Raw genomic sequence first — 13228 nt, forward strand, 5'->3', positions numbered from 1 at the left:
GTGTAATAACGCGCTAGATTTTACGCCAAGCTATACATCATGCCGATAAGGTTTCCTTGTCGGCATTTTTGTATCTGCAGTTTGAACTGCTGGCTATAGTAAGAAACGCTTTGTTACACCATTAAAGCCGTTAGCAGCTATCTCTTATTCAACTTTTTAGCAAAATGCAGTAATTTAGGCTCACAAATTCTAATAACAGGATGTTTACATGCGTAATCAACTTTTATCTTTGTGCGTGCTTGGAGCTATCACAGCGGCGCCAGTTTGTGCCGAAGAAGATAAGTACCTTTGGCTAGAAGATGTCGAAGGGGCAAAGCCGATGGAATGGGTGAAGCAGCAAAATGCTATTTCAGCTAAAGAGATCAAAGCTTATGAAGGTTTCGATAGTTTAGTCAGTAATAGTTTAGCTATTCTTAATGATAAAAAGCGCATTCCCTACGCCAGTCGTATTGGTGATTACCTGTATAACTTCTGGAAAGATGAAAACCATGTTCGCGGGATTTATCGCCGCACAACGATGGAAGAGTATAAGAAGGCATCTCCTAAATGGGAAACCGTACTTGATATTGATAAATTAGGTAAAGACGAAGGTGTAAACTGGGTGTATAAGGGTTTTAACTGCCGTAACCCTGAAAATGACCGCTGCTTTGTATCACTTTCCCGTGGTGGCGCTGATGCCACTGAAACTCGTGAGTTTGATTTAGATTCACTGACCTTTGTTGAACAACAAAGCCAACCTTTTTTCTTACCTGAAGCAAAATCAAATTTAAGCTGGATTGATAAAGATAATGTGTTTGTTGGCACCGATTTTGGTGATAACAGCATGACAGACTCTGGCTACCCTAAAATTGTAAAGCATTGGCAACGTGGTACTCCGTTATCAAGTGCTAAAACGGTGTTTACTGGTGAGCAAAGCTCAGTTGCAGTATCTGGCTATGTGCTATTTGATGGTGATAACTCATTGGAAGTTGTTACCGAAGCACTAACCTTTTACACCGCAGACCATTATGTATACCGTGATGGCAAATTAATCCAATTGCCATTGCCAAAAGATGCAGAACTAAAGGGCTACTTTAACGGCCAACTCTATGTCGAGTTAAAAAGCGACTTAGAACAGAATGGTAAGCAGTTTAAGCAAGGTTCAATTATCTATACGCCTATTGAGCAATTGATAGCGCAAAAGCCAACCTTTACTACCTTGGTTGAACCATCTGCTACAGCATCAATTTCACAAGTCAGTTTTACCAAAAGTGCTATTTTCGTGACTTGGTTAGATAACGTTAAAGGCAAACTAGTTCGTTACACTCAAGCAAAAGATGGTCAATGGAAAAGCATGCAAGCACCATTTGATCCAAATGGCACCATAAGTGTGTTTGATATTGAACGCGATAGTGATGAGTTCTTCGTCAATTTCACTAGTTTTCTTGAACCATCTAGCCTGTATAGCTTTAACGCTGTGACCATGAAAGCTGAAAAAGTGAAGGGCATGAAGCAGCAATTTGCAGCGGATAAGTTTGAAACTAAGCAGTACTTTGCTACCTCAAAAGATGGCACTAAAGTGCCTTACTTTGTAGTGATGGCAAAAGATTTAAAGCTTGATAGCAGTAATCCTACTTTGCTATACGGCTATGGTGGTTTTGAAGTTTCGTTGCGTCCATTTTACTCGGCAACCATAGGTAAAAACTGGTTAGAGCAAGGTGGCGTATATGTACTAGCCAATATCCGCGGTGGTGGTGAATATGGTCCAGCTTGGCATCAAGCTGCATTGAAGCAAAATCGCCATAAAGCTTATGAAGATTTTGAAGCAATCGCTGAAGATTTAATTGCTAAGAAGATAACCTCAAGCGAGCATTTAGGGATACAAGGTGGCAGTAATGGCGGCCTGCTAATGGGCGCAGCATTTACGCGTCGACCAGAGCTTTACAATGCGGTTGTTTGCCAAGTGCCTTTGCTTGATATGAAGCGCTATAGCAAGCTTTTAGCGGGTGCAAGCTGGATGGGGGAATATGGCGATCCGGATATTCCTGCACAGTGGGACTATATTAAAACATTCTCGCCTTACCATAATCTAAAAGCTAACACTGAATATCCGAAAGTATTCTTTACTACTTCAACCCGTGATGATCGTGTGCATCCTGCTCATGCGCGTAAGATGGTAGCTAAAATGGAAGGTATGGGTATTGATGTTTTATATTATGAAAACATGGAAGGTGGACATGCTGGCGCTGCAGATAACAACCAAGTCGCCGAGTTAAGTTCTATGGTTTACGCCTACTTGATGCAACAGCTGAAATAGCTTACTCAATGAAGAGCGACTTGTTGAATACAAGCTAGATGATGACTTGCTCTACAAAGCGATAACTAAGGAAGCCTGCAATTGTTGCAGGCTTTTTTTATTGGAAGGTATAAAGCAGATTGAAGGTGGTAATGGTATCAGTTTGCTTTGAGCCCTCAGGTACCACTTCAGTGTACTTGACGTTAACACCGATCTTAAATGCCCAATCTTGGAAGAGGGTATTTTTGTAACTCATGTCCAAAGTCAGGGTGTTATTGTCTTCGCCTGTTTCAGCGGTAAGGTCGGCGTTTAGACTGGTGTATTCCTGCAGCTTCATCTCAAATTTTGCTGCGGTACGTAAAATCACATCTTTATTGGCTTCAGGGATCGGTTCATCGTCAGTTGCTATGGGTAGGTTATAACGATAACCGGGACCAACTTCTAAACTCAGGCTCGTTTTGGAAGTGCTGATAGCATCAAAGCCGTAACCACCAGAAACCGTCGATATGCGGGTGTAACTACCAAACTGATCCCAAGTAAAATCACCACGGCCAAAAAAGTAACCGCCATTTATCTTATAACTGGACTGTAATTGCAGATCATACTTTTCTGCGGTGGTTTTTTCATTATCCGCAGCAAAGTAAGCCTTAATGGTGCCTTCCTGTTTGGTTTGCTTTGTATCGTAAACCAACTTAGTTCTGCCGTTAAAGCTACTTGATTCAGTGTTACCTGTATTGAGCTGGAAGCCCGCTTCGATTTCAGCGGTTAGATCACTAGGAGGCTCTTGGTAGTCCGGCGGCACAAGTGCGAAGGCTGCCTGTGGACACGTTAGCGCAAATACAACAGTGAGTTTCTTTAGCATTATTCTTATTCTTGGTGTCGTTTCTAATGAGGATGCGTCAGTTATTACTGAGCAACATAATACCTAGAATCAGCTGCTACGCAAATTAGATTACTTTAGCCGTTGCAGTGATAATAATGCGCAATAGCGGGAAAATGCCATTATAAATCTTGCTCATTGAGCGGGGCTTAAAGGCAGATAAAAGAACGATAACAATCAGGTTCACTTATTGCTTGAATTATCGCTTGAGTTTATGTAATATTCCGCGGCTTAATTCAGTCACTTTAATTAGTTCCTTGCCTCTATTAGGTCTGACTGAGCCAACAACGAGGCTAGATAACCGTAAGGAGCAAAAAATGCGTCATTATGAAATCGTATTTTTAGTTCACCCTGATCAGAGTGAACAAGTGCCAGGTATGATCGAACGTTACACGGGTATTCTTACCCAAGCTGGCGGTCAAATCCACCGTTTAGAAGACTGGGGCCGTCGTCAATTGGCTTACCCAATCATCGAATTGCATAAAGCTCACTATGTTCTTATGAACGTAGAGACTACTGCAGAAGCGGTTGAAGAACTTGAAACAGCTTTCCGTTTCAACGACGCTGTTTTGCGTAGCATGGTTATGCGTACTAAAGCTGCCATCACTGAAGCATCTCCAATGGCTAAAGCTAAAGACGAGCGCGACACACGTCGTTCATCTGAAGAGCGTGCACCACGTGCAGAAGCTGCTGAAGAAGTAGAAGAAAGCGCTGAAAACACAGCTGAGTAAGTTTTTTTGACCACGAACAATTTGGTATTAGCAGGAACCATTACGCGTTCTAGGCAGTTTGATAGCCCAGCAGGTATAGCCCACACGGTAATCATGTTGGAACACAAATCGCAGCGTTATGAAGCAGAAATGTTACGCAACGTTTATTGCCAAATCCAAGTTGTATTAAGTGGTGAACGCTTTAACAGCGTTGCAAAAAACTTAACAGCCGGCGTTGAAATACAGGTCGAAGGCTTCATTAATCTGCAACAGAGCAGAAATGGTCAAAATCGTCTGGTTTTACACGCTGAAAATGTCGAATTGAAAACTTAGGAGACTGTCACATGGCACGTTATTTCCGTCGTCGCAAGTTCTGCCGTTTCACTGCAGAAGGCGTTACCGAGATCGATTACAAAGATATCGTAACTTTGAAGAACTACATCACTGAAAGTGGTAAAATTGTTCCTAGTCGTATCACTGGTACAAATGCTAAATATCAACGTCAACTAGCTCGCGCTATTAAGCGTGCTCGTTATCTTTCTCTACTGCCGTACACTGATTTACATCAGTAATACTGCATTAATTCAGAGGAATATATAATGAACGTTATTTTACTTGATAAAATCGCTAACCTAGGCAACTTGGGTGACCAAGTTTCTGTAAAAGCTGGTTACGCTCGTAACTTCCTTTTACCACAAGGTAAAGCTGTTGTTGCTAATGCTGCTAACACTGAAGTTTTTGAAGCACGTCGTGCTGATCTAGAAGCTAAGTTAGCTGCTGACCTAGCTGCTGCTACTCAACGCGCTGAGAAAATCTCTGCACTTGAGTCTGTTGTTATCGCTTCTAAAGCTGGTGACGAAGGCAAGCTATTCGGTTCAATTGGTAACCGTGATATCGCTGATGCAGTTACAGCTGCAGGTGTTGAACTAGCTAAGAGCGAAGTTCGTCTTCCACTAGGTGCTATCCGCACTACTGGTGAATTCGAAGTTGAAGTTCAAGTTCACACTGAAGTTAAAGCAATCGTTAAACTATCTGTAGTTGCAGAAGCTTAATAATTTGCGCTAAGCAAATGCTTTAATTTGAAACGCCGTATTAATTTATTAGTACGGCGTTTTTTTATGTCTGAAATTTAGCATTGTAGGAAAGTAGGAAAGTAGGAAAGTAGGAAAGTAGGAAAGTAGGAAAGTAGGAAAGTAGGAAAGTAGGAAAGTAGGAAAAGCAGTATTATGAGAACTTAGAAAGTGTCTAGAAAACTAGGGCTTACCAACTAGAGTAAACTTCCTGTAGGTCGGGCTTTAGCCCGTCAGTATTGTTACTAATACCAATCAGTATAAGCTCATTACCGAACTAGATATCAAGATGAAGAAAATAGACCTGACTGACTCATTTGAAAGCAAATAAAAAGGCATGTAAGCGAACTTATATGCCTTTTGGTGATGTGTAGAGTGAAATTAGTTACGGACTAAATCCAGCTCTTCAATGAGGTTCTGCGCATTATCGACTTCATCCATCATCCACAGGATGTAACGAATATCTACGTGTACTGCACGAGTGATAGTTGGGTTAAAGAACCAGTCTTTGGTAATCGCTTCATAAGTTGAGTCGAAGTTAAGGCCCACTAATTCACCTTTACCGTTAAACACTGGCGAGCCTGAGTTACCACCTGTGGTATCAACACTTGATAGGAAGTTAACCGGCACCGAGCCAAACTCTTCTGGCTTGTCTAAACAAGAGAACAAGCGGCATAACCAAGAGGCTGGGTCTTGATATACGCTTTCAACCGCATGAGTGCCATAACGCTTAGCTTCAATGGCTGCTAAAAGCTTAGCGGGTGCGTTAAATGGCTCAACACCTGTGTGCTTAGCGGTAATGCCTTCTAAGCGAGTAAATGGCTGCTTGTAAAGCGCATCTGCTGATTGGTAACCATCGACCATACCGTAAGTAATACGCAGTGTACCGTTAGCGTCTGGGTATACAGGCCAGCCATTAGCCTTGTTATAGGCGATAATCGCTTTCATATAGTCAGGGCGCGCTTTCGATAGCTTACCCGCTAAGGTCTTAGCATCTTTCTCTGCTTGCATATTTTGCGGGTAAAGCGCTACGGCAAGACGGATGAAAGGATCGGCGCTGGTTTCAAATGCTTTAGCATCGGCATCCATCCACGCAAGGCGCTTTTCTTTATCGGTAAGTGAGCTAAGTGCATACAAGGCATCAAGCTTGTCACTTAAGCTGACTTCACTGTCGCCTTCGTTAAGCATGGCATCAAGTTCAGCCACGCGGTTATTTTGGGCTAAGTAAGCTTCTAAGTCTTGCATCCACAGGGTTTTATCAACGCTAATGGCAAAGCTTGAGTCTAGGCGCTTAAGGCGGGCCTTAAACATCTTCATATCGCGCTGTTGGTAACCTTCTTCACGCTCTGCATCGGGTTTTTGCTTTTCTTTGGCTAAACGGTATAGCTTGTTTGCCGTAGCTAACAAATCACTGCTTTGCGCATTTTCAAAATAGTAGCGACCTTGGCGCTGCAGGCGTTGCTCAACAAGTAAGTCTTCAAGTGCTGCAAACTGATTTTGGAAGGACTTGTACTCAGCATCTTTTGCCAGCCAAGCAAGGAAATCATCTTCGCGGCTTTGTTTAATACCGGTAATATCAGTCGCTTTAAAACCATCGAGCAAGCCATTGTACTTCTTCATTCGGTTTGCCATGCCAGCAAGCGTACCAGCATATTTGATTTTAACGTCTTTATCGTTAGCGCTCATGGCTTCGATAGTATCAATGCGTAACTGGTAGCGCTCAGCAAGGGTTGGATATAGCCAGTCACTGGCAAACTTGAGCTCACTGGTTAAACGGTAGCGGCTGGTTGAGCCTGGGTAACCGGCTACAAATACACCGTCGCCAGCTTTAACGCCATCGGCATTAACTTTTAAATAGCTCTTAGGTACGTAGGGTACGTTGTCTTCGGCAAAAGCTGCTGGCTTACTGTCTTTACCCACATAAGCACGTAGGAAGGTAAAGTCAGCAGAGTGGCGAGGGTATTCGTAGTTATCAATATCACCACCAAAAGCACCTGCACTTTCAGGTGGCGCGTATACTAAGCGCACATCGCGGATAATTAGTTGCTTGATAAGGTAATACTCAAGGCCACTATGGAAACTTCTTACTGAACAGCGGTAGTTATCATCGCTTTCACACTCTTTAATTAGTGCTTTACGGTTAGCTTGAATGTTTTCATAACGCTGTAGCGGATCTTCACCGATATCTTTTTTAACTTGCTCTGAGACATCGGTTACCGCTTCAGTGATATATAAACGCTCATTCGGGCCAGCGGTTGGCTCTTTATCTTTACTGGTTGCTAAAAAACCATCTGCAAGATAGTTATGCTCTTTTTTGCTGTTATATTGAATAGCACGGTAGGCGCAATGATGGTTTGTGACAACTAAGCCTTGGGGCGAAACAAAACTGGCGGTACAATAGCCCAGTCCAACTACCGCGTTCATCGGATAGCTGGTTAAATCGGCGAGTTGTTTAGCTGGAATATCGATACCACGTTCGCTGAGCTTATCGGCGATAGATGGCATTTGATAGGGTTGCCATTGTCCTTCATCGGCCAATGCCACAGCTGATGGCAGCATCCCTGTCGAAAGGGCAACGGCGGCAATCAATGCATTGCGCATGTTCTTTCCTTAATATTGTTATAGTTTATTTTTAGGTGCAGGGCGTTAGATGTTAAATGCCTGCTTTGCTTGACCCCAGTTTTATACCACATTTTGCTTAAACGTTGGAATTTTGGAGATTTAATGTCACAACAACGCGCCTTTAAGGGCAAAGAGAAACCAAGAGATCTTCAGATGGACGCGCTGAAGATGCCGCCGCATTCAATTGAAGCTGAGCAATCGGTTCTCGGTGGTTTGATGTTGGACTCTGACGCTTGGGACAGAGTGGCTGAAGCGGTCGTAAAAGAAGATTTCTATTCCCGTGCCCATGGCACCATTTTTACTGCGATGGAGTCTTTGATCAGCGCCGGTCAACCAATCGACTTAATTACTGTATCTGAGCAGCTTGAGCTTGAAGATCAGCTTGAAGATGTCGGCGGCTTTGCTTATATCGGCGAAATTGCTAAAAACACCCCGAGCGCGGGAAACATTCACTCGTACGCTAATATCGTACGAGAGCGTGCGGTTGTACGCGATATGATTAAGGTTGCTAACGAGATTGCCGATGCAGGTTTTAACCCTGAAGGGCGTAATTCAAGCGAGTTGCTCGACTTAGCTGAAACCAAAGTCTTTAAAATTGCTGAGCAGCGCGCCAATGCTAACGAAGGTCCTGAGGGTATTAAAGCGATCCTTGAAAAGACAGTCGACAAGATTGAAGAGTTATATAACAACCCAACCAGTGGTGTAACTGGGGTATCAAGTGGTTTTGGCGATTTAGATAAAATGACCGCAGGCTTCCAGTCTGGTGACTTGATTATTGTTGCCGCGCGTCCATCTATGGGTAAAACCACCTTTGCGATGAACTTGTGTGAGCAAGCGGCGCTGCACGAAGATAAACCTGTGCTTATTTTCAGCTTGGAGATGCCTTCAGAACAGATCATGATGCGTATGTTGGCCTCTTTAGGCCGCGTCGATCAAACCAAAATTCGTACCGGTCAGTTAGATGATGACGATTGGGCGCGCGTATCATCAACTATGGGCATTATGCTTGAGCAAGGTAAGATGTATATCGATGACGGCTCAGGTCTAACTCCAACAGAAGTGCGCAGCCGTGCTAGGCGTATCGCCCGTGAATACGGTGGTCTGTCGATGATCATGATCGATTACCTTCAGTTGATGCAGGTACCCGCACTTAAAGATAACCGTACTTTGGAGATCTCAGAGATTTCGCGCTCGCTAAAAGCTTTGGCGAAAGAGCTGGAAATTCCAGTGATTGCATTATCACAGCTTAACCGTTCACTTGAGCAACGTGCTGATAAACGTCCTGTTAACTCGGATTTGCGTGAATCGGGCGCGATTGAGCAGGATGCCGATTTGATCATGTTTATTTATCGTGATGAAGTGTATAACGATGACTCTGAAGATAAAGGTACTGCTGAAATCATTATTGGTAAGCAGCGTAACGGTCCAATTGGGCGTGTGCGCTTAACCTTCCAAGGCCAATTCTCACGTTTTGATAACTACGCCGGCCCGCAATTCGAAGAGGATTAATTATTGTCCATAAAGACATTTAGGGACCATGATTAATTACAATAGAGCCTCATAGAGGCTCTTACTTTTTAATAAAGATAACAAGGTTAGTTGTGAAACCATTTCCACGAGCAGAGATCAGTCGCCAAGCATTGAAAAATAATCTGGCTCGGCTGCACGAATTAGCCCCATCAAGCAAAGTGATGGCGGTTGTAAAAGCCAATGGCTATGGCCATGGTTTACTTAATGTCGCGCAATGTTTAGATAATGCCGACGGTTTTGGCTTAGCGCGTTTAGAAGAAGCACTGGCACTACGTGCCGGTGGGGTGAACGCTAAGCTGTTACTGTTAGAAGGTTTCTTTAGGCCTGCCGACTTAGCGACCTTAGTTGAGCATGATATTGAAACCGTGGTTCACCATGAGTCACAAATTGAGATGCTAGAGCAAGCGGAGCTAACTAAACCGGTAACGGTTTGGATGAAAGTTGATTCTGGTATGCATCGCTTAGGCTTTGTTCCGGATGAATTTCACGCGGTTTATCAGCGCTTATTGGCATGTAAAAATATCGCTAAGCCGATTAATTTGATGACCCATTTTGCTTGCGCCGACGAGCCTGAAAATAACTACACCGCAACCCAGCTAGCCACATTTGAGCAATTAACTAAAGGCTTGCCTGGCGAGCGCACCTTAGCAAATTCTGCAGGTGCATTGTTTTGGCAGCAAAGCCAAGCTAACTGGATCCGCCCGGGGATTGCACTTTATGGCGTATCACCAGTTGTTGGTGACCTTGGCACTAAGCATGGGCTGATCCCTGCGATGGAGTTGGTATCACAATTGATTGCTATCCGTGAGCATAAAGCGGGTCAGCCTGTGGGTTATGGTAGCCACTGGGTTGCAGATAACAATACTAAACTCGGTGTGGTTGCTATTGGTTATGGTGATGGCTATCCACGTAACGCGCCGTTGGGCACACCGGTATTAATTAACGGCCGATTAGCACCGATTGTTGGCCGTGTGTCGATGGATATGTTAACCGTCGATCTTGGTGCTAATGCAAATGACCATGTGGGCGATAAAGCTGTGCTTTGGGGCAAAGACCTTCCAGTAGAGGAGGTAGCCGAGCACATCGGCACTATCGCTTACGAGCTGGTGACTAAATTGACGCCACGCGTTGCTGTTTGCCTAGATTGAGCAAATAAACTTATTTATGTTGATACTGCGATTTGAGGCTGGATGCCCGTTGCAGTTGAAGAAGTCTTAAATTGAACACAAAATTTTCTTTTTTGATGGCGGCAATAGGATTATTTTCTCCTTGGGCTAATGCTGCCATAACCACAGAGCAAAATAGCGGCCGCCAATCAGGTGAAGAGACGATCATTGTTGAGTCTGTTACACCGAAACGTTCGCCGCAAAAATCGACCGAACCACAGCAACTGCCGACATACGAGCCTGAGTTTGTCGCGGTGCCTTTTGCATTTTCCAGTGAGAGTCTAAGTACGGCTTTTGGCGGCGCGGGTGTGCTTAAGCATGCAGGGCAAATTCAATCCTCAATTTTGGGTATAGGCGTGTATAGCACCAATAATAGTTGGGTTAGCTATTTGCGTTTTAACGACTATCAAATACCGACTCTGGATCAATGGTTGTTCTCAATCGAAACCTACAACGCTCGCTTTAAAGAAGGCGTTTACTATGTGCCTAATCAAGCTGATATCAATGGTGACAGCGAACGAGTAGTGACCTTAGGTGATGAGTCCTTTACTAAGTTCCATGCGCGATACGTACTGCCGATAGGCCGTGGTAGTCAAGGTGCGGCGCGTAGTCTAGGCCGAGCACGAACCGATATTAGTTGGAACCCGCTAGAGTCAGGTGTTACCAGTATTAAGTTCAGCCCTTTTACCCAGAGTCGTGAACTCGAAGGCTTTGAGTTTTTAGAAGATGAAGCTAAAGGTGTAGCGCTTGAGCTTGAATGGGATAACCGCGATAACGGTAAAAACAGTACCCAAGGTGGGCAAACAAGCTTTAAGGTTACCCGCGACTTTGGCAGCGACTCACGTAATAGCTGGACCACCTGGGAGTTTGACCAAAGCACCTTTGTTTCTATCGACTCAAATGAATGGTTTGGCCAGCAAATTTTAGCCTTTAATTTTTACTTAGCCGATACCCCTACTTGGACCTCCGGTTCTGATAATGATTTACATCAACCGCCTAGTTTTGCTGGTGTCAGTTTAGGTGGCTTTGAGCGCTTGCGTGGTTATACAAGTAAGCGATTCACCGGACGTTCAGCCGTGTTATATAGCGCTGAATATCGTGTTCAGCCTAGATGGCAACCGTTGCAAGAATGGCCTGTATTTAACTTATACGACATTCCGTGGTGGCAGTGGGTTGCATTTGCTGAAGCCGGCCAAGTTAGTAATGAGTTCAGTGCCAGTGCATTACATGATGACTTGAAATGGTCGGCGGGTATTGGTGCGCGCTTTGAAGTTGAAAGTGTAGTGGTACGCGCAGAGTTAGCCTTTAGTGAAGAGTCTAATCAGTTCTGGATTATGGTGAATCAGCCGTTCTAGTTCGAGCTTTAATTAGATTGCTAAAGTTAAAAAAGGCACCGATTGGTGCCTTTGGTTTTTGTTGGAGAGGGAAATCTAATGAGCAACAAGGGAAATTAGTCACTCTCTTCCTGCTACGACAAATGTTTGTTGCAAGGCTTTTCTCATCCGACGGTTTACTTATGGTTAAAGCGTTCTTTAGATGGCAAAGTATTAGCGCCTTTGTGGCTACAGCAAAGCTTGGAGGCTTATATTATTAATGCTCATAAGTAGTGTTGGGTTAGTGGGAGTGACTAAACAATGTATCAGGGCTTTCTACTCTTGCCTTATGTAGTGCTATAATGGCCGATTATTGCACTTCACCGATTTTATCTTCCTTTAATAAAAGATACTGCCAGTCGCTTTAAATAGTATTGGCAAAGAGTCGGGTATGTTTCAGATAGGCACTTAAGCCAAAGGGCGATAGCTGTCTTTATTTTAAGTTGGATAATTAGTTTATGTCAGTAAGACCCATCAATCGTACCTTCTCAATCGCTCCCATGCTGGATTGGACAGATAAGCATTACCGCTATTTTGCACGTTTGATGTCTTCGCAAACGTTACTTTATACCGAAATGGTCACTACTGGCGCCATTTTGCATGGTCGTGGTGATTACCTGGCTTATAACGAAGAAGAGCATCCATTAGCATTACAGCTTGGTGGTTCTAATCCTACTGATTTAGCAGCTTGTGCCAAGCTTGCCGCTGAGCGTGGTTATGATGAGGTTAACTTAAACGTAGGTTGCCCGTCAGACCGCGTACAGAATGGTCGCTTTGGTGCATGCTTAATGGCTGAGCCTGAACTGGTGGCTGAGTGTGTATCAGCCATGAAGCAAGTGGTCGATATTCCGGTTACCGTAAAAACCCGTATTGGTATTGATGAGCAAGATAGTTATGAGTTCCTGACTCAGTTGATTGATACGGTAAAAGCTGTAGGCTGTGAAGAGTTTATTATTCATGCCCGTAAAGCATGGCTACAAGGCTTGAGTCCGAAAGAGAACCGTGAGATCCCACCGCTGGATTATGAGCGTGTATATCAATTAAAGCGCGATTATCCTGAGCTAAACATCTCGATTAACGGCGGCGTTAAGACTTTAGCTGAATGTCAAACTCATCTGCAGCAGCTCGATGGCGTGATGGTAGGGCGTGAAGCTTATCAAAACCCGTATATCTTGGCTGAAGTAGACCAAAAGCTTTGTGGTTTAAATACGCCAGTATTGAGCCGTGATCAAGTGTTAGAAAAGCTATTGCCGTATATTGAGGCTCACCTTAAGCAAGGTGGTCGTCTTAATCATATCTCTCGCCACATTATTGGGCTTTACCAAGGTGAAGTGGGCTCACGTATATGGCGCCGTTATATCAGCGAAAATGCGCATAAGCAAGGCGCTGGTATTGAAGTCATTACTCAAGCTCGAGCTGCTATGGACGACATTGTTAGCTTGTAATTGTGTTTACTTAGTGAAATTCACCAGTGCTTGGTGAGTTTCACTATTATCTTTTATTGTTCAAATATCCCTCACAGCGTCCTTTCGCGTTATTTTATATAAAATCCTTTTTAAACAGTGCATTAGTCTTGACCTTTAAAGTTGGCACGCCACTTGT

At 43.9% G+C, this 13228-nt stretch carries 11 protein-coding genes; 9 read left to right on the forward strand and 2 right to left on the reverse strand.

The window, feature by feature from the left end; translation table 11 throughout:
* Window positions 1–208: 208 nt before the first annotated feature.
* Complete coding sequence (locus tag MSG37_RS17950; protein ID WP_248472047.1) at window positions 209–2296, forward strand: prolyl oligopeptidase family serine peptidase; 2088 nt, start codon at window positions 209–211, stop codon at window positions 2294–2296.
* Window positions 2297–2393: 97 nt separating this feature from the next.
* Here MSG37_RS17950 and MSG37_RS17955 read toward each other — a convergent pair whose 3' ends face one another.
* Window positions 2394–3137: a DUF481 domain-containing protein gene (locus tag MSG37_RS17955; protein WP_248472048.1), complete on the reverse strand. Its 744-nt coding sequence runs from the start codon at window positions 3135–3137 to the stop codon at window positions 2394–2396.
* A 335-nt stretch (window positions 3138–3472) separates the two neighbouring features.
* On the opposite strand from MSG37_RS17955, the gene rpsF reads away from it, so the two are divergent.
* Genes rpsF through rplI form a run of 4 tightly spaced genes read left to right on the forward strand, consistent with a single transcriptional unit; the run spans window position 3473 to window position 4917 of the window.
* The gene (gene rpsF / locus MSG37_RS17960; RefSeq protein ID WP_028766438.1) at window positions 3473–3886 is read left to right on the forward strand and encodes a 30S ribosomal protein S6; all 414 of its coding nucleotides are present in this window, start codon (window positions 3473–3475) and stop codon (window positions 3884–3886) included.
* 6 nt (window positions 3887–3892) lie between these two features.
* A complete protein-coding gene (gene priB / locus MSG37_RS17965; RefSeq protein ID WP_220765216.1) occupies window positions 3893–4198 on the forward strand; it encodes a primosomal replication protein N in 306 nt (101 codons plus the stop codon).
* Window positions 4199–4209: 11 nt separating this feature from the next.
* On the forward strand, window positions 4210–4437 hold the full coding sequence (gene rpsR / locus MSG37_RS17970; RefSeq protein WP_005497284.1) for a 30S ribosomal protein S18: 228 nt from the start codon (window positions 4210–4212) through the stop codon (window positions 4435–4437).
* A gap of 27 nt (window positions 4438–4464) precedes the next feature.
* Window positions 4465–4917, forward strand: a complete 453-nt coding sequence (gene rplI / locus MSG37_RS17975; RefSeq protein WP_012278732.1) for a 50S ribosomal protein L9 — start codon at window positions 4465–4467, stop codon at window positions 4915–4917.
* A gap of 399 nt (window positions 4918–5316) precedes the next feature.
* Here the strand turns inward: rplI and MSG37_RS17980 are convergent, their stop codons facing one another.
* On the reverse strand, window positions 5317–7536 hold the full coding sequence (locus tag MSG37_RS17980; RefSeq protein ID WP_248472049.1) for a S46 family peptidase: 2220 nt from the start codon (window positions 7534–7536) through the stop codon (window positions 5317–5319).
* A 123-nt stretch (window positions 7537–7659) separates the two neighbouring features.
* On the opposite strand from MSG37_RS17980, the gene dnaB reads away from it, so the two are divergent.
* The 4 genes from dnaB (at window position 7660) to dusA (ending at window position 13071) form a co-directional block, all read left to right on the forward strand.
* Window positions 7660–9066, forward strand: coding sequence for a replicative DNA helicase (gene dnaB, locus MSG37_RS17985; protein ID WP_248472050.1), 1407 nt, complete (start codon window positions 7660–7662; stop codon window positions 9064–9066).
* 92 nt (window positions 9067–9158) lie between these two features.
* Window positions 9159–10235: an alanine racemase gene (alr, locus tag MSG37_RS17990; protein WP_248472051.1), complete on the forward strand. Its 1077-nt coding sequence runs from the start codon at window positions 9159–9161 to the stop codon at window positions 10233–10235.
* Window positions 10236–10330: 95 nt separating this feature from the next.
* Entirely contained in the window at window positions 10331–11608 is a 1278-nt protein-coding gene (locus MSG37_RS17995; RefSeq protein ID WP_248472075.1) for a hypothetical protein, read from the forward strand.
* 476 nt (window positions 11609–12084) lie between these two features.
* On the forward strand, window positions 12085–13071 hold the full coding sequence (gene dusA, locus MSG37_RS18000) for a tRNA dihydrouridine(20/20a) synthase DusA (protein WP_248472052.1): 987 nt from the start codon (window positions 12085–12087) through the stop codon (window positions 13069–13071).
* Window positions 13072–13228: the final 157 nt, after the last annotated feature.

The sequence above is a fragment of the Shewanella sp. 1CM18E genome (assembly GCF_023161665.1).
Classification (GTDB): domain Bacteria; phylum Pseudomonadota; class Gammaproteobacteria; order Enterobacterales; family Shewanellaceae; genus Shewanella.

Coding starts and splice junctions, on each gene's coding strand:
- MSG37_RS17950 (WP_248472047.1), top strand. CDS start 209: ATGCGTAATCAACTTTTATCTTTGTGCGTGCTTGGAGCTATCACAGCG.
- MSG37_RS17955 (WP_248472048.1), bottom strand. CDS start 3,137: ATGCTAAAGAAACTCACTGTTGTATTTGCGCTAACGTGTCCACAGGCA.
- rpsF (WP_028766438.1), top strand. CDS start 3,473: ATGCGTCATTATGAAATCGTATTTTTAGTTCACCCTGATCAGAGTGAA.
- rpsR (WP_005497284.1), top strand. CDS start 4,210: ATGGCACGTTATTTCCGTCGTCGCAAGTTCTGCCGTTTCACTGCAGAA.
- rplI (WP_012278732.1), top strand. CDS start 4,465: ATGAACGTTATTTTACTTGATAAAATCGCTAACCTAGGCAACTTGGGT.
- MSG37_RS17980 (WP_248472049.1), bottom strand. CDS start 7,536: ATGCGCAATGCATTGATTGCCGCCGTTGCCCTTTCGACAGGGATGCTG.
- dnaB (WP_248472050.1), top strand. CDS start 7,660: ATGTCACAACAACGCGCCTTTAAGGGCAAAGAGAAACCAAGAGATCTT.
- MSG37_RS17995 (WP_248472075.1), top strand. CDS start 10,331: ATGGCGGCAATAGGATTATTTTCTCCTTGGGCTAATGCTGCCATAACC.
- dusA (WP_248472052.1), top strand. CDS start 12,085: ATGTCAGTAAGACCCATCAATCGTACCTTCTCAATCGCTCCCATGCTG.